General features: G+C 42.9%; 21 protein-coding genes. All 21 read right to left on the minus strand.

Annotated elements, in window-relative coordinates:
* Nucleotides 1-55 precede the first annotated feature (55 nt).
* The 21 genes from LJE12_RS02875 to LJE12_RS02975 all read right to left on the minus strand — a co-directional run bounded on the left by LJE12_RS02875 (nucleotide 56) and on the right by LJE12_RS02975 (nucleotide 26,692).
* Nucleotides 56-994, minus strand: coding sequence for an alpha/beta hydrolase (locus LJE12_RS02875; protein WP_227292081.1), 939 nt, complete (start codon nucleotides 992-994; stop codon nucleotides 56-58).
* 110 nt (nucleotides 995-1,104) lie between these two features.
* On the minus strand, nucleotides 1,105-1,836 hold the full coding sequence (locus LJE12_RS02880; protein WP_227292042.1) for a histidine phosphatase family protein: 732 nt from the start codon (nucleotides 1,834-1,836) through the stop codon (nucleotides 1,105-1,107).
* Between the two features lie 22 nt (nucleotides 1,837-1,858).
* Nucleotides 1,859-2,899 (minus strand): dipeptidase, encoded by a 1,041-nt coding sequence (locus tag LJE12_RS02885; RefSeq protein WP_227292043.1) that lies wholly within the window; start codon nucleotides 2,897-2,899, stop codon nucleotides 1,859-1,861.
* Between the two features lie 2 nt (nucleotides 2,900-2,901).
* A complete protein-coding gene (locus tag LJE12_RS02890; protein WP_227292044.1) occupies nucleotides 2,902-4,272 on the minus strand; it encodes an amidohydrolase family protein in 1,371 nt (456 codons plus the stop codon).
* On the minus strand, nucleotides 4,251-6,506 hold the full coding sequence (locus LJE12_RS02895) for a xanthine dehydrogenase family protein molybdopterin-binding subunit (RefSeq protein WP_227292045.1): 2,256 nt from the start codon (nucleotides 6,504-6,506) through the stop codon (nucleotides 4,251-4,253). Before LJE12_RS02895 ends, LJE12_RS02890 begins: the two co-directional genes overlap by 22 nt.
* Entirely contained in the window at nucleotides 6,503-6,988 is a 486-nt protein-coding gene (locus LJE12_RS02900) for a (2Fe-2S)-binding protein (protein ID WP_227292046.1), read from the minus strand. The genes LJE12_RS02895 and LJE12_RS02900 overlap by 4 nt, the downstream gene beginning before the upstream one ends.
* Complete coding sequence (locus LJE12_RS02905) at nucleotides 6,976-7,605, minus strand: flavodoxin family protein (protein ID WP_227292047.1); 630 nt, start codon at nucleotides 7,603-7,605, stop codon at nucleotides 6,976-6,978. The genes LJE12_RS02900 and LJE12_RS02905 overlap by 13 nt, the downstream gene beginning before the upstream one ends.
* A 25-nt stretch (nucleotides 7,606-7,630) precedes the next feature.
* The gene (locus LJE12_RS02910) at nucleotides 7,631-9,913 is read right to left on the minus strand and encodes a xanthine dehydrogenase family protein molybdopterin-binding subunit (protein ID WP_227292048.1); all 2,283 of its coding nucleotides are present in this window, start codon (nucleotides 9,911-9,913) and stop codon (nucleotides 7,631-7,633) included.
* Between the two features lie 24 nt (nucleotides 9,914-9,937).
* The gene (locus LJE12_RS02915) at nucleotides 9,938-11,122 is read right to left on the minus strand and encodes a YgeY family selenium metabolism-linked hydrolase (RefSeq protein ID WP_227292049.1); all 1,185 of its coding nucleotides are present in this window, start codon (nucleotides 11,120-11,122) and stop codon (nucleotides 9,938-9,940) included.
* 64 nt (nucleotides 11,123-11,186) lie between these two features.
* Complete coding sequence (locus tag LJE12_RS02920; RefSeq protein WP_227292050.1) at nucleotides 11,187-12,251, minus strand: 4Fe-4S binding protein; 1,065 nt, start codon at nucleotides 12,249-12,251, stop codon at nucleotides 11,187-11,189.
* The gene (locus tag LJE12_RS02925) at nucleotides 12,248-13,621 is read right to left on the minus strand and encodes an amidohydrolase family protein (RefSeq protein WP_227292052.1); all 1,374 of its coding nucleotides are present in this window, start codon (nucleotides 13,619-13,621) and stop codon (nucleotides 12,248-12,250) included. The genes LJE12_RS02920 and LJE12_RS02925 overlap by 4 nt, the downstream gene beginning before the upstream one ends.
* A 57-nt stretch (nucleotides 13,622-13,678) precedes the next feature.
* Nucleotides 13,679-14,647, minus strand: a complete 969-nt coding sequence (locus tag LJE12_RS02930) for an FAD binding domain-containing protein (protein WP_227292054.1) — start codon at nucleotides 14,645-14,647, stop codon at nucleotides 13,679-13,681.
* Nucleotides 14,638-15,120 carry a (2Fe-2S)-binding protein gene (locus tag LJE12_RS02935; RefSeq protein ID WP_227292056.1) on the minus strand — a complete coding sequence of 161 codons (483 nt, stop codon included), beginning with the start codon at nucleotides 15,118-15,120 and terminating at the stop codon, nucleotides 14,638-14,640. The genes LJE12_RS02930 and LJE12_RS02935 overlap by 10 nt, the downstream gene beginning before the upstream one ends.
* Nucleotides 15,121-15,201: 81 nt before the next feature.
* Complete coding sequence (locus LJE12_RS02940; RefSeq protein ID WP_227292057.1) at nucleotides 15,202-17,514, minus strand: xanthine dehydrogenase family protein molybdopterin-binding subunit; 2,313 nt, start codon at nucleotides 17,512-17,514, stop codon at nucleotides 15,202-15,204.
* 79 nt (nucleotides 17,515-17,593) lie between these two features.
* Nucleotides 17,594-19,000, minus strand: a complete 1,407-nt coding sequence (locus tag LJE12_RS02945) for an amidohydrolase family protein (protein WP_227292083.1) — start codon at nucleotides 18,998-19,000, stop codon at nucleotides 17,594-17,596.
* A gap of 12 nt (nucleotides 19,001-19,012) precedes the next feature.
* The gene (locus tag LJE12_RS02950; RefSeq protein WP_227292058.1) at nucleotides 19,013-20,542 is read right to left on the minus strand and encodes an ABC transporter ATP-binding protein; all 1,530 of its coding nucleotides are present in this window, start codon (nucleotides 20,540-20,542) and stop codon (nucleotides 19,013-19,015) included.
* A gap of 112 nt (nucleotides 20,543-20,654) precedes the next feature.
* Complete coding sequence (locus LJE12_RS02955; RefSeq protein WP_227292059.1) at nucleotides 20,655-21,671, minus strand: BMP family protein; 1,017 nt, start codon at nucleotides 21,669-21,671, stop codon at nucleotides 20,655-20,657.
* Between the two features lie 48 nt (nucleotides 21,672-21,719).
* Nucleotides 21,720-22,601, minus strand: coding sequence for an ABC transporter permease (locus LJE12_RS02960; RefSeq protein WP_227292060.1), 882 nt, complete (start codon nucleotides 22,599-22,601; stop codon nucleotides 21,720-21,722).
* Between the two features lie 6 nt (nucleotides 22,602-22,607).
* Nucleotides 22,608-23,612 carry an ABC transporter permease gene (locus tag LJE12_RS02965; protein ID WP_227292061.1) on the minus strand — a complete coding sequence of 335 codons (1,005 nt, stop codon included), beginning with the start codon at nucleotides 23,610-23,612 and terminating at the stop codon, nucleotides 22,608-22,610.
* 394 nt (nucleotides 23,613-24,006) lie between these two features.
* Nucleotides 24,007-24,663, minus strand: coding sequence for a cytidylate kinase-like family protein (locus LJE12_RS02970; protein ID WP_227292062.1), 657 nt, complete (start codon nucleotides 24,661-24,663; stop codon nucleotides 24,007-24,009).
* Nucleotides 24,664-24,778: 115 nt separating this feature from the next.
* Nucleotides 24,779-26,692, minus strand: a complete 1,914-nt coding sequence (locus LJE12_RS02975; RefSeq protein WP_227292063.1) for a beta-N-acetylhexosaminidase — start codon at nucleotides 26,690-26,692, stop codon at nucleotides 24,779-24,781.
* Nucleotides 26,693-26,726 lie beyond the last annotated feature (34 nt).

Consider the following 26,726-nt stretch of genomic DNA (forward strand, 5'->3'; position numbering starts at 1 on the left):
TGCCTTCTTTTTCGTTTCTGCTTACCTCTTTGTCCTGTAGCAATCTTCTCGGGGATTACTGTAGAATTTTCTCATAACTCTTATTCAGAAACTGGTTAATATATTTAAAACTCTCCTGTACATGCAGAAATTTGATTCCCAGCGCAAAAAATCCATGAAATGCTCCGTAAATCCTGTGTACCTCCACATGATTTCCTGCAGCATGAAGTTTTCTGCCATATACTTCTCCCTCATCGCGCAAAGGATCATATTCTGCTGTGAGAATTAATGTTTCAGGCAAATTTCTCAGATCCTTCTCCAGTATCGGTGCAAAATACGGATTCTGTCTGTCCTCTGCTGAACTCTGATAAAGATTCAGATAATCTTCCATTTTTACTGATGTAAGAAGATAGTCACTACCGTTCTCCTGCACGGATCTGTAAGGAGATTCCTCTGTATAACAGTTTCCAAGTGCAGGATAGATCAGTATCTGACGGCGTGGTGTAAACTCACCTTTGTCTCTTGCCATCAGACATACTGCTGCTGTCAGATTTCCTCCTGCACTGTCCCCGATGATCGTGATTTTCTCCGGATCAGTATTTAAGATCAGCTGATTGGTATAAAGTGCTTTCGCCGCTGCATAACAATCCTCCAGAGGAATCGGAAACTTATGTTCCGGTGCCAGTCTGTATTCAACAGAGACTACAATATGCGCAGTTGCCTGTGCCATTCTGGCACATACACGGTCATAATTCTCCACGCTCTCAGTTACCCAGCCACCTCCATGGAAAAACAAGAGAATCGGGAACGTATTTCCCTCTACGATTCCCGCCTGCATTGCCTCTTCTGTTGGAAAATACATCCTGAGTGGCACCTCATGTTCTCCATTATAAACTCTGGCATCCAGCTTTTTTGCAAAAATCCGCATAGCATCCAGTTGCTTCAGATCTGCCATTCTTCTGGAGGATTCCAGCTCGATATTTCCATATGACAGCGCATGCAGAATTGCTTTCATTGTCTTTGATATCAATATTCTATATTTCCTTTCAGTTCTGTCGTTCTATCCTCACCTGCTGCTTATTACTTTTCGCAATTGAAACATGGGTACTTACCCAATCCGGTTAGTTAATCGTGGCGCTCATCCTTATTACTGTACATTTCGCAGAATCTTGCTGCAAATGCAGGCGGTTCCTCATGCACATATAAATGGGAAATATCACCAAATGCACTGATACGAAAACTTGCGATTCCCTCTCTTCTCTCCTCTGTGTTGACAGTTGTCACGGAGCTCGGTGCTGCGCAAAATCCATGCCACAGTACCATCGGAGAAGCACCGATCAGATGAGCAAGAAGCACACATTCCAGACCAAAATGGCAGAAGAAGACCAGTGTATCTTCATTTGGTTTCTCCACTCTGTAATAATGTCCTTCTCGCACATATCCATGCTCTGCCAGGAGTTTATCAAACTTTCCTGTTACATAGTCATAATAACCCTTTGCATCTGATTTCTGTAATCTTTCATTTTCATACCAGTGATCGTACTGATAGAAACGTTCATCCTGTGTCCAGTCCTGCGGCAGCCAGTCCCATACTCTTTTCTGTCTGTCAGAAACGTCCGGACGGTTGATCAGAACATCAAATTCCTGGAGCCAGTCACATTCTACTGCTGTACGGTTCATCTTCTTTAATGTAAGGGATGCCGTGTCCTTTGCTCTTCCAAGAGGTGAAACATAAAAATCTTTGACGTCAAGTTTTGACAGTCTTTCTGACAGATATTCTACTTCCTTCCATCCCTTCTCAGTAAGCGAATCAATAGAATAATCCGGGTCTCCATGTCGTACGATCAATAATCTCATTTGTATTATTTCCTTTCCAATTTTATTTCACATTTTCCATCACAAATCTGTGTGCATTTCCATAGAAAATCTTCTCTGTCAGTTCTTCTGTAAAGCCATGTTTCAGAAGTTCTTCTCTCAGAAACGGAATAGACTGAACCCCTTCTATTCCTGCCGGGAAAAGTCCGTCGCATCCATCAAAGTCACTTCCAATAGCAAGGCAGTCCTCTCCGCCCATCTCCAATACTGTATCCATATGCTTCATAAGATCAGAAATCTGTGGTTTCTCTCCTACAAATGGGGCAAAGAAATTCATTCCTATGATTCCTTTTCTGCGGATCAGTTCTTTCAAGTGTTCTTTTTGCAGATTTCTTGGTGCATTCCATACTTCTCTGATATCAGAGTGAGAAGCCATTACCGATCTGTCTGTCAGTTGAAACAGATCTTCTACTCCCTGATCTGACAGGTGGGAAATATCCATGACAATTTCCTGATCCGTCAGGGTTTTTACCATTTTTTTGCCTCTGGATGTCAGCCCTTTTGTCTGATCTGCGGTTGCTCCGCAGGCATATTCATTTTCATAATTCCAGGTCAGCATTGCAAAACGAAATCCCATCTCACGGATCTTCTCCACATACTTACCCATGATAGATATATCCTCAATCGACAAAAATGCCGCTGCTTTTCTCTGTCTGCAGGCTTTCTCCATTTCCTCTCCGCTCAGACAAAGGGCAATCTTACGATTTTCTTCTGCAAGATAAGCCATGGCAAGGTTATAAATCCGCAGGAAATCTTTGTCAGGATTTTCTTTGTCCAGCTTAACTGCATCCTTCCATATTGCAAAAATCTGTGTATAATTTTCTACAAAATCTCCAATTCTCTTCAGGTCCAGATCACAGGAATTCTCTTCCAGTGTATCTCCTGGTTTTACAATTTCAGTCAGTGTATCTACATGACAGTCAAAATAATTCATTTTATCCGCCTGTTCCTTTCTCTTATCTTTTGTCTGCTTATAATCCCTGTCAGGAACACAATAGTTGTTACTGTTTACCTCAGTAATACGCTTCGCGATGCACAGAATCAATATTATCCAAGATATTTCCCGGAACCTTTTTCTGCATTCAGCTTACCATTCTTATATACTGTTTGTCCAGACTTGATTACCATCTGAATTTTTCCTTCCAGCTGTTTCCCTTCATAAATGGTATAATCCAGATTACTTTTTCTGTTTTCCACATGAATTTCCGTATTTTCTCTTTCTGTGATCAGTACAAGATCTGCATCGCTTCCCGGCTGGATGCATCCCTTCTGCGGAAATCTGTGATAAAATCTGGCCGCATTTTCCGATGTAAGTTCTACAAATCTCTTCATAGACAGTCCTCTTTTCTTCACACCTTCTGAGAAAAGATACAGCATCCTTGTCTGAATTCCATCTACACCGCAGGGCACTGTCTCATAGGTTTTTCCATATTTGTCATATTTTGAATACGGGCAATGATCTGTAGAAAAAATATCTATCTTTCCATTCAGGATTCCTCTCCACAATTGTTCCACATCCTGCTGTTTTCGCAAAGGAGGAGTCATTGTATACAATGCCCCCTGTTTTCCTTCCAGTTTCTCATCTGTAAATTCCAGATAATGGGGACAGGTTTCCAGAAGAAATCCTTCCGTATGTTTACCGGCTGTTCTCTGCTCTGACTGCAAGGCAACGGTTGCTCCGGCAGATGTATGGGCGATGCAAAGATTTACACCTGTATTCTCTGCAATTTTCTGCAATTGTTCTACTGCTTTTCTTTCAGAAATATCCGGTCTGGTAAACGCCAGCATGGACATATCTGAAGGATTTTTTACCTGTTTCTTCTGCTTCTCTATAATATCTTTTTCTTCTGCATGTACCAGAAAAGTGATTTTGTTTTTATCCGGAATCTTCCCGTATAGTTCTTTTATCACATACTCTATTTCCTTCATGGTAAGGTCTGTATTGTCATATACTGTGAACAGTTTGAAATCTGTGATCCCGTAATCCAGGATTTTCTGTAATTCTTCTAACTGTCTTTCATAGTCCCTGGTGATCACAAAATGAAACGCATAGTCCACTGCCGAAGCTTTAGCTTCCTGCATTCTTTTTTCTATGCAATGTGACGGTGATTCACCTTTCTCTGATTCGCAGAAATCAATAACTGTAGTTGTTCCTCCTGCAAGTGCCCCAAGAGAACCCGTATAAAAATCGTCTTCTATCAGGATTTCTCCAAATCCTCCCAAATGTACATGCGCGTCAAACCCTCCCGGAACTACCCAGGACTCTTCGGCGTCCGTGACATTTTCCTGTGGAAAATCTGACGGCAGTTCTTTCTGTACTGCTTTAATTTTTCCAGTATGATCATCATAAATAACACAGCCCCGGAATATTTCATCCGGGGTTACGATCTTTGCATTTATAATTGCCTGTTCTGACATAAAATATCTTCCTTTCTTATCGGCAGTTTGTGAAAATATATTCCTGTAGCATTGCTTACTGCATTGCACACAGCTGCTGCACTTGGAACTGTGGCACATTCTCCCACACTCTTGGCTCCACAGGGACCTGTTTTCTCATAACTGTCCAGAAATTTTACCTGTATTTCCGGCATCTGGTCTGCATGAAACAGATGACAGTCTCTTAGATTTTTTCCTTTTACTTCTCCTTTTTCATTCAGCTGAATTCCTTCTGACAGTGCATATCCAAGTCCCATCATGATTCCACCATGTACCTGACCTTCCAGACTCAAGGGATTCAGCACAGCTCCTACATCATGCACAGCCGTATAGTTAAGAACTTTTACCTCTCCGGTTTCCATATCTACTCTTACTTTTGCAAAATGAACCCCGCCTGAGATTGGTGCTGCCTTTGTTCCAAAAACAGAAGTAACTGCTATGTCTCTTTCCTTTTCATGAGCATGCTGTGCGATCTGTTCCATGGTTACAAAATGTTCTTCGTTTCCTGATTCCCAGGCTTTATTATCACCCAGTTCTATTCTGTCCTCCGGAATTTCCAGAAGCTCTTTTGCCTCTGTCATGATCTTTTTCTGCATTTCTACGGCTGCTTTTAACGCTGCATTTCCACCTACATAAGTGCCACGGCTTGCATAGGCACCTACGTCAAACAATGTGGTCTCTGTATCTGTTTTTACACATGCTATGCGGTCCATGGAGATTCCTGTTATCTCTGAAACCAGCATAAGCTGAGTGGTGTTGGAGCCGTTTCCCATATCGCTGACTCCGGTAAACATGGTAGCGGAACCGTCCTCATTCATTTTCAGCATGACACCACAGGTATCCGGCATGATTCCAAAAAGGCTGCTTCCGTGAGGAGCTGCTGCCATCCCCACACCGATCCGGTATCTTCCGTTTTCTTTTGCTGATCTTTTCTGTTCCTGCACAGCTTCTTCCCATTCAAACAGGCGTTTTCCTTCTTCCACACAGTCTTTGATCCGCAGATTTCCAAGCTTTTCTCCATTCTGATCGCAGGTCTTTGGATCATGCATATTCATCTTTTCAAATGTACAGAAATCCATTCCAAGTCTATTGGCAATCTGGTTAAACTGGTTATTTAACGCAAAAAAGAGCTGTGGAGATCCGAACCCTCTCATAGCTCCCGCAATGGAACGATTGGTGTAAACAGGAATTGCATGATAATGCATATTCGGGATAGAAAATATCTTGAAAAATTTTCCACCCGCCGCCCAGGCAACGCTCATGGTAGCTCCTGTCTGTGCCCCTGCACTGAGATAAACTTTATAATCACAGGCTGTAATATGTCCGTCTTTTTTTACTCCTGTCCGGACATAAATCCTTTCTGCATGTCGGGTAGTTCCTGACTGGATATCCTCTCTTCTGGTATAAACGATCTTCACGGGATGTCCGGTTTTCATAGCAAGGAGCGCGCATACCGGCTCTGTCACCAGGTCAATCTTTCCGCCAAATCCACCTCCCATTGCAGGACTTAATACCCGTACCTTATTCATTGGCATATGAAAAATCTTTGCCAGATTTTTTCTCTGTCCAAATACATCCTGAGATGGTGTATAGACAGTAAGTTTTCCGTCCATATCATAATCACATAAAGATACATGTGGTTCCATAGGCGCATGATGAATTGCCGGAACTTCAAATACATCTTCATAAATTTCATCTGCCTGTGCAAATCCTTCTTCCAGATTTCCACAGCTTAAGTCTACTTCTTCCAGGATATTTCCATGTTCATGAATGGGACAGGCCTCTTCTTTCGCCGCTTCTTCCGGATCCAGATAAAAAGGCAGTTCTTCGTATTCCACATGGATCAGCTTCAATGCCTTTGCAGCAATTTCTTCACTGATTGCAGCAACTGCTGCTACTTTATCTCCCACATAGCGCACCTTATTATCAAAAACACGCTCACTTGAGAGGATATCAGAATCTTCTCCGTTTCCATTATAGCGTTGTTCGGGTGCATCTTTATAACAGACAGCCGCATAAACACCCGGAAGTTTCTCTGCCTCTGACAGGTCAATGGATACGATACGGGCATGAGGATAAGGACTGAAAAGAATCTTTCCGTACAGCATTCCCGGAAGTTTCATATCCCCTACATAACGCAGCTTTCCTGTCACTTTCAACACAGCATCTGCAACAGGTGTTCCATGTCCAAGTACTTTATTTTCTTTCTCTGTCATACCTGTTTTAATGCCTCCTCTCTCATCCACTTTGCTGCCAGTTTTACAGCTTCCACAATTTTTACATAACCAGTGCAACGACAAAGATTATGAGACAATGCCTCGCGGATCTCTGCTTCTGTCGGATCAGGATTTGCATCCAGCAGTGCTTTCGTAGACATGATCATTCCCGGAGTACAGAAGCCACATTGTACAGCACCCGCTTCAATATAAGCCTTCTGGATCGGGTGTAGTTCATTTCCTCTTGCCAGACCTTCGATTGTTTCTATCTCGCATCCTTCCAGTTTTCTCGCTATGAGACAACAGCTGTTTTTTGCCGTACCGTCTACGATCACACGACAGGCTCCACAGTCATTGGTTCCACATCCGCATTTTGTTCCTGTAAGTCCAAGCACTTCCCGCAGTACAAAAAGTAAAGTCCAGTTTTTCTCTATCTGTAAAGGATATATCCTTCCGTTTATTTTTAATTCTACAGATTCCATAAGTTTGCTTCCTTCATAATCCTGGCCATAATTGCCACTTTTTTTCCAATTACCGCTGCGTTTTCCATCCCGTGAGGATCATCCATCGGTGTAGATCCGTCTCCCGGATTCCACAGCATTGCTCCGGTATACATTCCATTTCCTGCCGGGCAGAGGGTCATTCCCTGTGTAATAAAGAAGTTATTAATAGCATTCATTGTCATTTCCTGACCGCCATTTCTGGTTCCTCCCACTGTAATTCCGGCGCCTACTTTGCGGATAAAAAACTCCGGATATTCCACGCCTTTTAACCAGGCAGAGCGGAATCTGTCCATAAATACTGCTGTCTGTGCTGTTACATTCATTTCATAAACAGGAGAAGCAATAATGATACCGTCTGCATTATAAAATTTCTCATATAAAGGTGTCATATCATCTTCAAATACCGTGCAGTGATCCGCTTTTTTTCGCAGACACTGATTACAGTGAATACATAAATTCATCTTTTTTCCACGGAGTTCTACCAGTTCTGTCTGTACTTCTTCTCCGGATTTTTCTGCTGCCTCCAGTGCTGTTTTTAATGCTGTATAGGCTGATTTTCTGCGGGGGCTTCCGCAGATTCCAAGTATTTTGATCATAATATCTTCTCCCCTTTCTTTTCTGTCATCGTTTATTTTTCAGTGCTTCCAGTACTCTGTCCGGTGTTGCCGGAAGATCACGAAGGTCAATATCCAGCGCATTGCAGATGGCGTTTACCACTGCCGGTCCTGCTGGAACGATCGGACATTCCCCGAGGGCCTTTGCCCCGTAAGGTCCTCCCGGTTCGCCTCCTTTGTCAGCGATAAATCCTGTATTGATCTTCGGTGGCATCTGGTCAGCTCTGAGAACACCATATTTTTTCAAGACCAGTGGAAAAGGGTTTCCATTTTTATCCCATGTCATTTCTTCTGATATGGCATAACCAAGACCCATCTGAATTGCACCTTCAAGCTGTGCCTCGATCATCAGTGGATTAATGATAAATCCCACATCATGGACGGCTGTGTATTCCAAAATCTTTACCTGACCTGTCTCTTTATCTGCCTCGATTTCTGCAATATGTACCCCGTAAGAGCAGGCTCCACGGACAGCCTCATAAGTTTCGTGAATGCACAGCTCCCGGTGGCTTACACTCTGGCAATAGATCATCACTTCTTTGAGGGAAACTTTTTGCTCAGGTTGTTTCTCGCTCCATGCCAGATTCTCTCCAAATGAAATATCTTCCGGACTTGCATTTAACAGTCCTGCCACTTCTTTTTGCAGTTCTTTTTTCATTTTTTCCGCTACCAGTCTGGCTGCGGCTCCTACTACAAAAGTACCTCGGCTGGAGTAATCTCCAATGTGCCAGAGACAGGCATCGGTATCGGATGTGATCACACCGATCTTATCCCAGGTGATTCCAAGAATTTCTGAAATGATCTGTTTCTGCATTCCTACGGTATCTGTCCCCATATCATGAGAACCTGTATACAGCAGGCAGGAACCGTCTTCGTTCATTCTCAGCATTGGGCTGGTGTTGTCTCTGTGCGCTCCAAAGCAGTTATTTCCATGTACCCCAAGTGCAATTCCAACACCTCTGACGTAACGTCCGTTCTGCTTTTTGCTTTCCTGCTGTCGCTGTAAAGCTTCTGGATAGGAAGCCAGTTTCAAAGCTTTTTCCAGACAGTCCTTTGCTCTGGGATTTCCCAGCGGTGTGTTTGATACCGGATTCAGGCTGTCCGGATCTACCATATTTAATCGCTGAATCTCTGCCGGATCTTTCTTTAAAATCCTTGCGATCTCATTAATCTGTCTCTGCATTCCGAAGTAAACCTGCGGTGATCCATAACCTCTCATGGCACCGGAAATCTCTGTGTTTGTGTATACCGGAATTGCCGTGATCTTCATATCCGGAATTTTGTATGCCATAAATACCTTGTGTGTAAGCGCCCCTGCCACATTCATGGCACTGGATGCATATGCCCCGGTGTTGGTATAAATCGTAAATTCCATGGCACGTATCCTGCCGTCTTTATCAAATCCGGTTCTTACAAGGTTCAGAGATCCATGTCTCACCCTGGTAGCCATCATGGTCTCTTTTCTTGTCAGCACTATTTTTACAGGACGTCCGCACATCTGACTTAATACTGCTGCTACAGGCTCAATGGTAACTTCCAGCTTTCCTCCAAAAGCACCGCCTATCGCAGGAGAAACCACCCGGATCTTATTATAGGAAAGTCCAAAAATATCTGACAGGATCACACGAAATGCAAAGCAGTTCTGATTGCAGCTGTATACGGTAAGTTTATCCTGTGCATCCCAGTCTGCGATCACTGCATGTGGCTCGATTGCTGTATGATGGATTGCCGGAGTTGTATATTTTCCTTCGATCACATAATCAGAATTTTCGAATGCTGTTTCCACATCTCCGCATTTGACTTCCATTCTGGCTGCAATATTTCCTCCGGGATGAATCGGATAAGCATCTTCTTTTATGGCACTTTCTATATCTGTGATCACCGGAAGTGGTTCGTATTCCACCTTGATCAGCTTCAGGGCTGCCTCTGCAATACTTTCTGATTCTGCTGCAACTGCTGCAATCCTGTCACCTACAAAACGTACCGTATCTGAGAAGATTTTCTCATTGCACAATACCTGCTGCTCGATGAAGCGCTTGGCACTGTTATAGGTTTTATCTGTGGTATTCAGGTAAGTTGCGACTGCATGGACACCCGGATATTTCTCTGCCTGAGAAGTATCGATACTTTTGATCTTTCCATGAGCCACGGAGCTGAACAGAATTTTGCCATAGAGCATCTGCGGCAGCTTCATATCCGCTACATACTGCTTTCTTCCTGTTACTTTCAGTTGTGCATCGTCAATGGGCTTTCCTTTGCCTATGACTGTAAAGTTCTGTTTCTGCTCCATAATTCTCATCCATTCTTTTTATTGTTATTTTAATAATGCTTTCATTACATATCCATAGCAGTCTGTTACTTTGGTAAGCTGATCGATTTCGATGTATTCGCCTACTGTATGTGCAAGATTCTCTCTGGACGGTCCGATTCCCAGTGTTTTGATCCCTGCTTCTCCTGCGTAATGGCTTCCATTTGTACAGAAGTTATACTGTGTGATCTCCGGCTGGTATCCGTTGGCAGTAAGCTCCTGATAAACATCCTGTACAAAGCTTTCTTTCTCATCATATAACCATCCAGGGAAGAATCGTTCTCCTGTGATCTTATTTCCTGTATAGCAGGTTTCTTTTCCTGTTGCATAGCTGACTTTTACTTTCAGCTGTGGATCTTCTGCTTCCATTCTTTCACAGAGTTCCTGTAATGGTTTCAACACACTTTCTTTTGTTTCACCGGTCAGAAGACGTCTGTCATAAGTAGCACGGCAGTATTCCGGCACTACAGATGCTCCAGGATAAGGACTGGATTTGATGTCTGTCAGCTCCAGGATTCCTTTGCCAAGTACAGGATGGAAAGTCGGCTCCAGTTTACGGATTTCTTCAATGACCTTTGCCATTTTGTAAACGGCATTGATTCCCTTTTCCGGGTTTGCAGAATGTGCAGGTTTTCCGAATGTTTCCACTACGATCTCCGCTCTTCCTCTCTGTCCGATCTTGATGTTCAGATTGGAAGCCTCTCCGATAATAACGTAATCCGGTTTTACCAGTTTACTGATACTTCTGGCAGCTACGCCTTCGAAGCATTCTTCATGAACCACGCCTGCCACATAAATGTCTCCTGCAAAATTTTTATCTGTTTTTTCTGCAAAAGTGGCACCTGCACACGCCATGGCAGAGAGCGCACCCTTCATGTCACTGGTTCCTCTGCCGTAGATTTTACCATCATGGATTTCTGCACCAAATGGCGGATATGGCCATTCTGCTTCATTTGTTACAGGTACAGTATCCATATGTCCGTCAAAAAGAACTTTCGGTCCTGGCTGTTTTCCTCTGATATGTCCGATTACATTTCCATAATCATCTGTGATGACTTCATCGTAACCGTGGGATTTAAAATATTCTGTCAGAATCTTTGCTGCCTGATCTTCATGTCCTGAATAACTCTGTGCCTGTATCATTGACTGACATAATGAAATAACTTCCTGTTCTTTCTCTTTTTCTAACATAATCTGCACCTCGTTTTTTGTATCTTTTTGTATAACTGTTCAGCAATCTGCTGTGAAGTTCTGTTCAGACGGACAAACCTCCGCAAATGGAAACGCATAAGCCGCATTTACGGCATTCTTTTTCATCGATCACCATTGTCTTGTCCGGACCGAATGTCCTTGCATGATAAGGACAGACCTTTATGCATCTGCCGCAGTGATTACATTTCTCCAGATCATATCCCATCTGGTAAGGTTTCTTCTCATCTTTTCCCGGAAGAAATTTCTGTACAACTCCGGAAATTTCTTCAAGACTATGATAACCATGTTCCGCCAGATAAGTATCTATCTGTTTATCAAGTTTCCCAATAAATTCCGATCCTTTCAAAATTACTGCGCTGCATATACCTATGTAATTGGCTCCTGCCATGATCATTTCTATGGCATCCTGCCATTTGGCAACGCCGCCAAGTCCGATGATCGGAAGTCTGGTCTGTTTCCGCAGTTCACATATCTTCTGTAATGTAAATGGACGGATCATTGCACCGGAAAGCCATCCGTAACCATCTGCTCCGCCAAGAACAGGATGTCCTGTCTCTATATCAATTTTCAAAGTCGGCCCCATAGAATCACAGGCTGTAAATGCATTTGCACCTGCCTCTTCACATCTTCTGGCATGTCCCATCAGATCAGAAGAGTTGGGAGAAAGTTTTACGATTACAGGAATCTTTACACGCTTTTTTGTATCCTCCAGCATTGGAAGAACAGTCTCATCCCTGTAGGAAACCAGCTCAATTGCCGTACATCCCAGCTCTTCCAGTTTCTCTACACACAGGCTGGAATCCTGTACTGTATGTCCCACACTTGCAATACATTTTACACCTGCCTGTACTGCTTTGGGAATCTCTGTATCAAGCCATTGTTCCATAGGATAATCTGACCATTTTTCGCAATTGATCAATGTGTTGGTATCGCATTGAACCATGTGTCTGTAAGGATTGTCTGCCGCATATCTGGTAATAGTCTTCGTTACAACTGCTCCTGCTCCCGCCTGATGAAGCCGGATCATACCGTCTGCACTGTAGCTTAATGGACCGGAACCAATAATGACCGGCGACTGAAGTTGCGTTCCGAAAAAATCTGTTTTCATGATATGTTCTCCTTTCCGCTATCCTGTCGTTCTTCCTGTATGATCGTCTGCCAGAACTCTTCAGCACACAGTCTGACTTCTTCTCTGACTTTTTCTTCTTTCATTGTAAGGATCCTGGAATCCTTCATGATCCATTTCCCGTCGATCATAACATCTGTAACGCTTCTGCTGTCTCCATATACAACTAACTGATCATAAATGTTTCCTAAAGTTACCGGAGTTGGCTGTCGGTCTTCGTAAACCACAAAATCTGCCATCTTTCCCGGTTCCAGTGTTCCACAATCATTCAGTCCCATGACCTGTGCTCCGTACTCCGTAGCCATTCGGAAAACCAGTGCTGCCGGCATGGTCTCGGTTGATTCCAGTGCTGCTTTATGAATCAGAAATGCCTGACGCATCACCTGAAAAAAGTCGTTTACGTATCCGTCTGTTCCAAGCGCAGGTTTCATTCCCTTTTCGATCATATATGGAACCGGAGCAATTCCTCCACCAACTTCGCAGTTGCTTACCGGCATATGTACTACCTGTGTCTCTGTTTCTTTCAGGTATTTTATTTCCTCTTCTTTCATTTTAACACACTGAGTAGCAATGGTATTTCTTCCCAGTGCATCTGCCTTTTTATAAATATTGACCGGGAGTTCTCTTTTATGTTCTCTTAACCATTCTGGCTCATATTTGCTTTCATTTAAATGAAACTGCAAAATTGCGTCATTCTCTCTGGCATATTCTGCTGCTTTTTCTATAAATTTTTCTGTACAGGTAAAGGTTGTATGGGTGCATATCGCGCCTCTGACTAAACCTGGTTCTTTCTGAAAATGCCTGACTGCCTGCACGTTCTGTTTCAGACAGTTCTGTCCGTTTTCCTCGCTGACTCTCTGGGAGCTTTCCAGTGAAACGATTGCCCTCATTCCTGCTTTCTGGATCACTTCTCCCTGCGCGATCAGGGTATCTTCTTCTGTATATGGAGCTTCCAGAATATCACAGAAAGAAGTAATTCCACTTCGGATCATTTCTGCCATTGTAGACTTCGCCGTGATCAGAACTTCTTTTTTTCTGATTCTGTTTTCGATAAACGGCCACCAGTAATTTTCCAGAAAGGTTTTGAAATCTGTAACTTTCCCTGCCTGCGGAATTCCGTGAGAAAGTACTCCATATTGATGCATATGCGCATTCACAAATCCCGGGAATACAATGCTGTTTCGTTTATTCAGAATTTCTGTCCCTTCTGCACATGTCCATTTCTCTTTCTCTGTTTCCCACTGATCTTCTGACAGTACTGCCAGTACTTTATTTTCTTTTATCACAAGAATTCCATTTTTAATGACATGATTCCATGAACAGATCAGCCATCCCGTCTTTATGATCTTCATAGCATTCTCCCTTCCGATATGACGTCAGATTAATATCCTGAAGCATTTTCGCTTCTGTCAGCACACTTGTAAAAACATTGTCATCAGTCCCTCTCTGATCAGTCCCGGCACTGCCTGACGTTTATAAGAATAATCTGCCAGCAGCTTTTCTTCTCCTTCCAGAAGTTTTCCGGCCGCTTCTGCATATTTATAAAAATCTTTCTCATCTGGTACTTTTCCAAGAAGAATCTTTTCCAGATCCTTATGACAGGTCGGTCTGGGAAAGGCTCCTCCCATACAGAAATCAACTTCTTTTATTCTTCCCTGCTCATCCAGTTCTCCTGTCATTGCCAGATTCAGAGTTGCCATATCGCTGGATCTGTTCGGCGTCAGTTTGAAAAAATATGACTGCTGACCGGGAGTCTGTACCGGAATTTCTATTTCTTCTATGATTTCCCCAGGCTGCAAAGTCAGTTTCTTTACTGACGGATTTGCATAAAAGCAGGTCCGAACCAGCATTCCTTCATGTCGAAGGCAGGCTTTACAGTCCTGAAACATATCCTGGATTTCGACTGTTCTTGCTTCTGTCCCGTTTCCAATCCTGACTTTTGCCTGAAGCATCATCAGTGCCGGAATACAGTCCGAAGCAGGACAGGCATTTGCCAGATTGCCGGCCAGTGTTGCACGGTTTCTCACCTGCGTATTTGCCACATGAGAAATGGCGTTCCATAAAAGAGGCAGCTTTTTTCGGATCTGTGGTTCTTCCAGAAGCTCTGTCAGAGTGACTGCAGAACCGATTTTTATCATTTCCGTCTGATTCGGTTCTCCAGATTTTTTCGCTTTTTCGGTTTCCGCCGGTTCATTTTTTATTTTTTTCAGCTCTTTAATTCCGCTGATATCCAGAAAAGCCAGATCCTTATAGGATTTTTTTCCGGATGCTTTTACCATCAGGTCTGTGCCTCCTGCGAAAAGGATGCGGTCACCTTTTTTGTATTCCTGATAAGCCTCCGTCAGAGATCCTGCTTTGATATAATCTTTTATCTGCATAGGTTTCCTCCTTTGGACGCCACATCCTGGATTGCTTCTATGACTTGTTCATATCCGGTGCATCTGCACAGGTTTCCTTCTATGGCTTTCTTAATTTCTTCTCTGTCAGGAGATGGATTTCGATCCAGAAGTGCTCTTGCACTCATGACCAGGCCCGGGGTACAGAATCCACATTGGATCGCATGGTGTTTCACAAATGCCTCCTGTATCGGATGAAGATTTCCATCCTTCATCATCCCCTCTATGGTCAGAATCTCATGTCCATCTGCTGCTATCGCAGGTACAAGACAGGAATTTACTGCTCTATTGTCCATGATCACTGTGCAGGCACCACAGGCACCTATTCCACAGCCTTCTTTCGTCCCGGTAAGTCCCAGGGTATCACGGAGCAGATCAATAAGTCTCTGGCCTGTATCTGCAATCGTTTCTGTTTCTGTCCCATTTATGATTATATGAATGATTTTCTTTGGCATCTGTTTCACCTCCTGTATTTTTCTCTTTTTTCGTTTCTTTTGCTGAAACATTTAAGTGAATCCTGACGGACAGATATCTGTTTATTTCTGTAAAGCTTCTAGCACTTTTTCCATCGTAACCGGAAGACTGGGAATTACTTTTCCGATGGCATGCTGTACTGCCAGTGAAACGGCAGTTCCGATCATTTCTGTTGCAGCTTCCGCAATACATTTGGCTCCGTATGTTCCCTCCGGATCGCTGCATTCATAAATACGGATGTTGATATCCGGCACATCCATTGCTGTTGCAATATGGTAAGAATCAAAATTGGTATCTGCTGTTTTTCCTTTTTTCATTTTGACTTCTTCCCAGAGACCAAATCCCATTCCCATCATGATCCCGCCATAGATCTGTCCGCGGATCAGCTCCGGATTCAGTGCCTTTCCCACATCATGATAAGCACTGATCTTCTCCACTTTTACCTGTCCGGTTCCTGTATTTACTGCAACTTCTGCAACACTGACTCCATAAGCATAAGTGGTAAAAGCTTCGCCCTGACCGGTTGCTTCATTATTGACCAGCGGTCTTGGAATATACCACTGATAGGTAGCAAGTGGAAGTCCTGCATATTTCCGGTAAATACAGATGTCAGCTACTGGTATGGATTTTTCCGGATGCTCTTTGATATAACATTTGCTGTTTCGTAAAATAACTTCTTCGTTATCTCCTGCTTTCAGAAGAACTCTTCCGGATTCAAGAAGCATTTCCTTCATCTTCTCTCCTGCCAGTCTTACGGACTGACCACCCTGCGCAGTTCCTCTGGATGCAACAGTCAGTCCACTGTCCGGGATACTGTTGGTGTCCACAGATTCTACCATGATATCTTCAAAAGCAATTCCTGCTGCTTCTGCTGCGATCTGTGCATATACTGTTTTGAGTCCCTGTCCGATTTCCATCAGTGCTGCATTCAGAATGAAACTTCCATCCGGCAGCGCTGTCAGCATGGCACCTGAGGAATCCACTCCTTCACCTCCTAATGCGGCTCCCCGGTAACTGGTTACCAGGGAAATTCCTTTTTTCCAGATACCTGTCTGATTTTTATATTCCTGTTCTTTTTTACAGTAATCGGTATTTTTTATGATGTCTTCCATCATATCTTTCAGAAGTGTTTCATGGATCAAAGTCTGCCCGGTTGCTGTCCGGGAACCTTTTTCCAGAAGATTTTTTCTCTTTAATTCTACGATACTGATCCCCAGTTCTCTGGCAAGTTCATCCATGATCATCTCATTTCCAAATATCACCTGAGGTGAACTGTATCCGCGAAACGCACATGGAGTCGGATTATTGGTATAAACTCCATAAGTATCCGTTCGGATATTGTCAATCTTATATGGTCCTGCCGAATGAACCATAGCTCTGATATTCATCCATGGAGCCTGATTGTTATAGGCTCCGCAGTTTTCCACCTGAGAGGACTGATAGGCAAGGATTTTTCCACTTTTGTCTGCACCAATCTTGATGGTTGTGTGGAAAGGGTGTCTCTTGGCACTTTCCAGAATGGAATCTTCTCTGGAATATGTTATTTTGCAGGGACGTCCTGTTTTGGATGTCACTAAGGCAGCTCTTGCACACATCAGACCCGTCATTTCAAACTTGCCGCCAAAAGACCCTCCTACTGTACATTGAATCGCTCTTACTTTATTCATCGGAAGTTTCAGTGCATCTGCCACAAATTCTCTCGGCATATGCCCCTGCTGGGAACAGGAACGAATGGTAAGAAGTCCATTCACATCATCATAATAGGTGAGTACTGATTCCGGTTCTATGTAGGCATGTTCCACAAGCTGTGTATCATAAGTTCTCTCCAGAATGACTTCTGACTTTGCAAATCCTTCTTCTGGATTTCCTTTGCGAAGAGGTTTATAAGACTCCAGAAATACATTTCCTTTTCTGGATGCATCCGGAATGCCGTCTGTCAGTCCAACTCCTTTTTCTCTGACCTGAGGACTGTCTTCTTTCAGTGCTTCCTGCACTGTATAAACTCCCGGAAGATCCTGATAAGTAATCTTTACAAGCGCCTTTGCCTGTTCCAGAAGTTCCGGTGAATCCGCAGCTGCCACTGCAATCACATCCCCGATAAATTTCGGTTCATCTGTACAGTAATAGAAATCCAGATTGCTCTGCGATTTGGGAAAATCTTCTCTGGTCAGTACTGCTGCCACTCCGTTTAATGCCAGCGCCTTACTTTTGTCGATGGTTACTTTTGCATGAGGATGTATACTGTGAATGCACCCGGCATAAAGCATACGGGGCATGGAAAGATCATCTGCATATCTGGCACGTCCTGTAACTTTATCAAATGCGTCCACACGAATCTGAGATTTTCCTATCGTCTGAAATCTTTCCTCCTGCATAATAACCTCCGATTTCTAATTTTCTATCGTAATTTTTCTGTCTTTCACAGAGAATTTTTTCCCTTTGCTATGTCATTCTTTATCTCTTCCATGGATGTCCCTCTCTGCGGTTTGTGATATTTCCTCTTTCACATAAACTTTCTGCGATCTGCTGTCCTTTTTTCAGGACTTCTGTTTCATTTGGGATCACGGTTACTTTTCCGTCTTTCATCAGGAATTTTCCATCTACCGCCACGCTCTCGATATTCTGCATAGAAGAAGAATATACCAGTGTGGAAACCGGATTATGTACAGGAACTGCCTTCGGTGAAAGATGTGGATTAAAAATCACAAAGTCTGCTTTTTTTCCTGCTTCCAGTGAGCCGATCTCATCTTCCATTCCAATTGCTCTTGCTCCGTCAATGGTTGCCATTTCCAGAACTTTTTCTGCTGTAATCACAGTAGGATTTAAAGTATTTACTTTCTGAAGAAGAGAAGTCGTTTTCATCAATTCAATCATATCCTGACCATTGTTACTTGCAGCTCCGTCAACTCCCAGACTTACTGTGATTCCTTTTTCCAGCATCTGCGGAACCGGTGCGACTCCGGAAGCAAGATACATATTGCTGACCGGATTGTGAGATACTTTCAGATCATAATGTGCCGCTTTTTCAATATCTGATTCTGTCAGGTATACACAATGAACCATGAGAACATTATCTGCTGCCGCATGAATCTTCTCCAGACAATCCACACCTGCGCATCCGTGAAGTGCTTCGGTTGCCATTCTGTCAAATGGAGTTTCTGATACATGTACGGTCATGCCTGCTTTATAAGAAGAAGCAATTTCATAAAGCATCTGAAGCATATCTTCTGTGTTGGACCACAGAGCAGCCGGTGCTGTCCAGATTTTAATCTTTCCGTTTTCTGAATTATGATAAGTATCATAAATACGGATCAGATCTTTTTCAACCTGGTCTCTGGTCTGCATGATTTCCGGAACAACGCCAAAATCTGTACCTGTATTCATGCATCCTCTTCCGAAGATTCCACGGATTCCCAGATCCTGATAAGCTCTCAGGACTCCATCACTCAGTCCTTCTCTGGCATGCGGATACATATAATCCACTTCTGTTGTCATTCCGCTGTGGATTCCCTCCAGGATTCCAAGCATGGCACCATAGTAACAATCTTCCGGTTCCAGATGTCCCGCTGCCGGAAATGTCATAGTTGCCAGCCAGTCCTTTAAGACCATGTCATCTCCCAGACCTTTTAACAATGTCTGGAATAAATGATTGTGGGTATTGATAAATCCCGGAAAAATAATCTTGCCTTCACAATCGATCTTTTCTTTTGCATCTGCATATTTTATTTCCAGTTCTCCGGTTTTTCCTACTTCTGTAATTCTTCCATCTGTCACTGCCATTGCCCCATGATAGAGAATTCTCCTGTCTTTATCTACGGTAACAATCACTGCATCCATCAATAATAAATCTGCTTTTTTCATACTCTTCACATTTCAGACTGCCTGTTTTTCGGAAGCATCTGACATTCCTGCCATATACATGCCAATCTTATCAACAGTAGCATCTTTCCTTTCCATCTCTCCGAGAATTTTTCCTTCATAAATGACCCCGATTCTGTCTCCAAGAGCCATAACTTCATCAAGCTCTGTGGAAACAAGAAGAACCGCGCAGCCCTTATCTCTGGCTTTTACAATTTCTTTATGGATAAATTCAATGGCTCCGATATCCACTCCTCTTGTCGGATGAACTGCCAGAAGAAGTTTCGGTTCTTTTTCCAGTTCTCTGGCTACTACTGCTTTCTGCTGATTACCACCGGAAAGATATCCGATATTTAAAGAAAGGCTTGGCGTTTTCACATTGTATTTCTCCACCATTCCTTTCGCATGTTCAGATTCTTTTTTCCAGTCCATAAAGATTCCCTTTTTAAATTTCGGGTCGTTGTAATCGTACAGGATCAGATTTCTGAACAGACTCTGCTGCATCAGGATTCCCATGTGCTGTCTGTCAGCCGGGATATGAGAAACTCCCTGTTTCAAAATCTTTCCCGGGGTCTGGTTTGTCATATCCTGCCCCAGAATCCGGATGTTTCCACCCTGACTCTTTGTCAGTCCTGCAATAGCTTCAATCAGTTCTGACTGACCATTTCCATCTACGCCTGCAATTCCATAAATCTCACCTGCCCGGACTTTCAGGGACAATCCGTCTACTGCCATATTTCCTTTCTTTCCTTTTACTTTCAGGTCACTGATCTCAAGAACAGTGTCTCCTGTATGTGCCTGTTCTTTTTCTACCACGAAATTTACTTTCTTTCCTACCATATGAGCAGCAAGCTCATTCTCATTGGTATCACATTTATTTAATGTCGCAACGTTTTCCCCGTTTCTCAGAACACTGATAATATCACTCACATGCATAACTTCATGAAGCTTATGGGAAATAAAAATTACAGACTTATTTTCTTTTTTAAACTGATCAATAATCACATATAATTCTTCTGTTTCTTTCGGGGTAAGCACTGCTGTGGGCTCATCCAGAATCAGAAGTCTGCAGTCTCTGTAAATCGCTTTCACGATCTCAACTTTCTGCTGCTGTCCTACAGAAAGATCTGAAACTTTTGCATAGGGATCGATCTGAAATCCATATTTATCAGAAATCTGTTTTATTTTCTCTGCAACACCTTTTTTATCTACAAAAAGGCCTTTTTTTTCATCCATTGCAAGGATAATATTTTCAACAACTGTCAGTGCCGGGATCAGCATAAAATGCTGATGCACCATTCCAATTCCATAAGAAATCGCATCTTTCGGAGAGGAAACAGATACTTCTTTTCCATCTATATAAATCTCACCGCCGTCCGGCTGTGTCAGACCATACAAAACATTCATCAATGTGCTTTTTCCTGCTCCGTTTTCACCAAGAAGACAGTAGACTTTTCCTGCTTCCACATTCAGATTAATGTTTTTGTTGGCATAGGATCTGCCGTATATTTTTGATATATTTCTTAACTCCAACATGTTCGCCATAAAAATCTCCTATCTTCAGCCGGGCTGTCAGTGCAGACAGCCCGCTGTTTTCAAACCCTTTATAGTAACTGACCTTTCATCAGATCAGACATTTATCTGCCTGACTCATCTGTCAGTTCTGAGCACTTTTAACTTCAATCTCACCATTGGCAATTTTGTCCATGGTATCTGTCACAAACTGTTTCTCATCATCTGTAAGAACATCTGCACAGTCATGATAATCTGCCAGTCCGATAACGCCTTCTTTAATACCAAATTTATAGCATTTTGCTTCCAGACCTTCTTTGATATAATCCTCGATTGCAACTTTCATTCCATCACTGATCTGGTTGGTCGCACTTGTAAGAACTTTGCCCGGGCATTCATCATACTGGTCTTTAACTGCACCAATCGCATACACTCCATCCGGTGCATCTTTGATCGCTTCAAATAATCCAAGACCTGCTTCATCAGCATCCTGGGAAACAATATCTGCACCCTGTTCGATAAATGCATTTGCCTGTTCTTTTACTTTTGTAGCATCGCTGAAATCACCGGTATATGCAGTAAGTGCTTCTGTTCCGTTATCTACATACTCGACACCCTGTTCAAATCCCATGATGTAACTCTGAATGGACGGGATTTCCATACCACCGATGGCTGCGACTTTTTTGCTTTCTGTCGCAAGGGCAGCTACCACGCCTGCGATAAAGCCCTGCTCATTGTTCAGATTCTGAAGGGAGCATACATTCGGGTCCTGGGAAATATCGGAGCTTGTGATACAGAAAATTGTGTCCGGATAATCCTCTGCAACTTTTTCTGCTGCATCTTCAAATTCTGTTCCATGTCCGAATACAACATTGAATCCCTGATCTGCGTATCCACGGAAGATTGTTTCATAATCAGAAGCCTGTACGTTCTCGGAATATGCTGTCTCGCATCCCAGATCTTTGATCTTTTCCAGTCCGTCATATGCTTCTTGATTCCATCCTTTGTCATTTGCACTGCCCGGAAGTACCAGAGCAACTTTTACATCTTTGGGATCTTTTTCGTCTGCTGCCATTACGCTTACAGCACCTGCTGCCATGGAAACGGTTAATGCTGCTGTCATTGTCAGTGCCATCATTGTTTTCATTACTCTGTTTTTCATAATCGTTTTCTCCTTTTTATATGCTTTGTTTACTGTTTCCTGTTGTTATCACTGCTTCTGGTTCTTGGAAAATGGAATTCCAAGTGCTGCAGGTCCGCTTCCTTTCTGTCCGAATACTGCTACTACAATCACTGTCAGCAGATATGGGATCATAAGGATCAACTGTGTAGGAATGCCCACGCTTGCTGCCTGAAGACGGTAAACCATAACTTCTCCAGCTCCGAAAACAAGAACTGCAAGCCATGTTCCTACCGGTGTATATCTTCCGAATATAACTGCCGCCAGTGCAATGTATCCTCGCCCTGTCACCATATCTTCAGTAAAGAAAGAAAGTTCTCCAAGTGAGAGATACGCACCTCCAAGTCCTATGATCATAGAGCCTGCAATTACACTGATATAACGGATCTTATTTACGCTCATTCCTGCTGAATCAATTGCCAGCGGATACTCACCTGCGCCCCTGACCTGAAGACCATATTTGGTTTTATACAGGAATACAGTCAGCAGAATAACCAACAGGATTCCAATATAAACAGGTACATTCAGTGGTCCCATTTTTGTAAAAGAATCTACCTTTGTAGAACTGGAACCCATGCCAAAAATCATTCGATAAAGTGTTGTGGTAATTCCATCTGCAAATATATTAAGCGCGATACCGACGACAACCTGATTGGCTTTCATAGTTACTGTGCAGTATGCATAGACCAGACCGCTGATTCCGGTCATAACCATTGCAAACAAAGCTCCCAGCCATACATTGCCGGTCATTGCCGAACCTGCCACTCCGGAAAATGCTCCGATGAGCATCATTCCTTCTGCACCGATATTCATAACGCCTGACAGGTGCATAAGCAGGACTCCAAGTGATGCAAATAAAATCGAGGTAGATGAATTTAATAAAACTGTTCCAAAACTAATGATACTGCCCATCCGGGATCACTTCCTTTCCAGTCTGAAGAAGTCAACGACTACAAACAAAATAACAAGTGCCTGAAGAATATAGATAACTGCGATCGGAAGGCTGGTAAACATCTGGATCGCATTTCCACCGGCTCTCAAAGCTCCGAATAACAGGGAGGAAAAGAAAATTCCGATTCCACTATTATTTCCAAGTAAGAAAACGGCAATTCCATCAAATCCGTATCCTGCTGACAGACCATCCATAATCTTATGCTGTACACCAAGAACTTCCATGCTTCCTGCAAGTCCTCCAAGGCCACCGGACACAAGCATTGCCACCATAACCATTTTTTTCACCGGCATTCCTGCATATGCTGCAACCTGTTCGTTGGCTCCGACTACAGACATTTCAAATCCCGCGGAAGTTCTTTTCCAGTAAATAATGTAGAAGATAATTGCTGCAACAGCGATCAGGATTCCAATGGTAAGCTGTGTCTTTGGAACCAGAAGTGGAAGCTGTGCACTTTCCAGAATGTTTTCGCTCTGTGGATAAGTACCTTTCTCTTCTTTGATCGGACCATTTACCATGTACTGTACAATATAGATTGCGATGTAGTTCATCATAACGGTTGTGATCATCTCACTGGCCTTAAATCTGTTCTTGAGCCATCCTACGATCCCACCCCAGAATGCTCCGCCGATAAATCCTGCTGCCAGACAGACCAGAATGTGAAGTGCCATAGGAAGTTTCAGATAAATACCGGCTATGGCGCTGAACAGTCCGCCCATATAAAGCTGACCTTCAATTCCAATATTGATCAGCCCGCACTTATAAGCAAATCCATAACTCAGACCTACAAAAATCATGGTCGTCGTTTTCACAAAAGTTCCTGCTGTCGCATTTTTGCTTCCAAATGCTCCAAGCAGCATAGATTTGTAAACGCTCAGCGGATTCTCTCCTACCAATGCGATCACGACTGCCCCAAGCACCAGAGCAAGCACAATCGACAATACAGGTTTCAAAATTTTCTTGATGTTCATTGTTCTTCCTCCTCGATATCTTTGCTTTTCTTCAGATTCCCGGCAAACTCTGTGCAAAAAAAGAAGGGCGTTTTGATATTCATTTCTATCAAAACGCCCTTGTTTTAATCAAAAATTGTACAAAAAAAGCACATGCCATATTCTATGTGAATTCTGACACACCGGTGTCACTCCCTTCACGCAGGACAGGATGTACAATCAATTTATTCCAATTTATAAATTAATCACGGAGACCTTAAATATTTGCCGTATTCAATTTTTTTATTGATGATAAATTATCACAAGTGTTTTTTATTGTCAAGCACTTTTTTATAATTTTATCATTATTTTGTTATTTCTTATAAACATCTTATATTCTTTAATAATATACTTTTTTACTTATTATTTACTGATTTTACTCTTCACTCTCATCTTCAGAATGTTCTGTATCTATGCCAAAACGGATAGTTACATACTGCTTGATCAGCTCTACACAACGCTCCCATCCAATTCTGTCACTGTTTAATGTAAAGTCATAATTGATTGGATTTCTCCAGTCCCCACCTGCATAGCATTTATAATATTCATACCTGTATTTATCTGTTTTTTTGATCAGTTCTTCTGCTCGTTTCGGAGTTACATTCAGTCTTTTACAAATTCTGTCCACACAGGCATGACGTGGTGCTTCAATGTAAACACTGATCACATTATTGAAATTTCTCAGGACATGATCCGCACATTTTCCAACAATTATGCAGGATTGTGTCATGGCAAGATCACGGATAATTTCTGCCTGAATCTGAAACAGATGAAGATCTGATACAAACTCTGATTCCATCGGAACTGCATTTTTCAGTATCGGAACTTTCTCCAGCCAGTTGGAAATATAGGTGCCTCTCAGCTTCTCATCCACCTGCATAAATTCATCCTTATCAATTCCACTGTAGTCCGATGCCATCTCCAGAATCTGGTTTTCGTAACACGGAATCCCCAGTTCTTTGGAGAGCATTTTTCCAATTTCCTTACCACCACTGCCGAATCCACGCGCAATCGTGATCACATAATTCTCCATAGACCCTTCTCCCTTCCTGAAAATGGAAACAAAAAAGAGCCATTGCATTACTGCAATGACTCCGTTGTCGTTGAATGTATTATAACATCATTTTTTGGTTTTTCAATACCCTTTTTTAAATTGTATCCGTAAAATCTGCCCCGCTGACTGCTCTCTGCCAGTGATTTTCGATTGCAGGTTCTCCTTCTGCAAAGTACGAAATCCTCTCTGTTTCCAGTTCTTCCAGTCTGGAAATCTTACCTTCCACATAGTTGTGGAGTCTGCGTCTGGTGCTGTCCAGACGGGTGATCACACCACCCATTCTCAGATCGATCAGTTCATATCCAAATGGTTTCGCATCTGCCATCCACAGGTCTTCTCTGAGCTCTTTTAATTTCCACAGGTTCTCTGTAAGATGTGGAATGATTTCCTCACAAATCCGGCTCAGTGTGGATAAATCATGTGCATCATATGCCGCTTTTATCTCTGATCCAAGATCTGCTTTCTGCGCCAGAACCTCTGCCAGACAATGATAATACTCGAAAAATTCTGCGTGATTTTTACATATTTCCGCACTGTTTTTCAGTTCTTCTGCCAGCTTTTTATAATACTCAGAAGCCCCCGCATCCTTCAGATGATAATCAAAAATTCCCAGCAGCGCATCCTGATACAGCAAATATTTGGATGGATTTTCGGACTTCATATTCACCTGATCTCCCAGAAACAGTTGGTCAAATTTATCAAGTTTCAGAAACTCTTTCAGGCTGCTTCCCACAGCATCCTGAAACTCGTCTTCCAATGCTGCTTCGTCAAATTCTTCATGAAATCCCAAGTATGCAAACAATGCAGCTCCCGGCAGAATTGCATCCACAGGTGTCTCTGCACCATTGTCCAGCCACGCTGTACAGAACACTTCCGGAACTTCATATTTCTTACAGGTGGCAAGTGCCGCTTTCGTACAGGTAAAGCTTCTGGAATAGTTCGGCGCAATCCCGTTCCAGATCCAGCATCCGCCTGCAAATACGATTTTATCGGAAAGCTGTTTATGTACATTGAGCATTTTTTCATAAATTTTTGTGTCCGCATTATAATAGTCCCAGTATACCAGACCAAGTTCCGGAGCCGGTTTCTTCCAGTCACTGCAATCGGCGTTTTCCGGTACTTCGTAGTAACTTTTTCCGGTATTGGAAGTGATGTACATGTCACTCCAGATCATAGGCTCCAGTCCCAGTTTGCGACAGATTTCCAGAACTCTCGCACAGTGCTCTTTAATCAGTTCAGAACTGTTTTTATAGCCATTTTCTTTCAGATAATTTCCCAGTCCAAGCTGCACTGCCTCGTCCATTCCCAGATGGATTTTTCTTGTATGGAAGCTGTCTTTTATTGCTGTCAGAAGCTTCTCAATGAACTCATAAGTCTCTTCTTTTCCTACCTGCAGAATGTCCGGCGTATCCATAATTTTTTGTGCTTCCGGCCATTTCAGGGCATTATGAAGGTGCGCCAGTGTCTGAATACATGGAATCAGTTCTATCCCAAATATCTGCGCATATTCATCGATCTCTCTGATTTCTTCTCTGCTGTATCTTCCTCTGTAAACGCCAAAATACGGAAGCTCCGGCACTTCATACGTGTCTTCTGTATAAAGTAACAGCCGGTTCAGTCCCAGCTTTGCCAGAATGCGGATCATTGCTTTTACTTTCTCCACAGTAAATACCGCATTTCGGGAACAGTCCAGCATCAGTCCGTTTCCTGCAAAATAAGCCTTCTCCTTTTTCTCGCTTTCTCCTTCTGCCTTTTCCAGATGATTGAGTACCCAGTTCAGTCCTCTGAAAAAATGAGCTGGTTCGTGGCAGTCAATTTCCACATCTGCCTTCATTCGTTTCACTTCCAGTTCCATCCCCTCATGAAACTTTACAGTTACTCTGACATCAGAAAAAACATCCCCCACTTTCTGCTCTGTCTTATTCCATTCTTCCTGTAGGATTTCCGTTCCCTTCTTAATCCTGCTGATGTTTGCTTCTGCCCCTTGCAATATAAAATTCACACCCATACATCCTTCTCCTTGTTCATTTACTCATGGTAAT

Source organism: Blautia sp. DFI.6.71, from assembly GCF_020593585.1.
GTDB classification, from domain to species: domain Bacteria; phylum Bacillota; class Clostridia; order Lachnospirales; family Lachnospiraceae; genus Blautia_A; species Blautia_A wexlerae.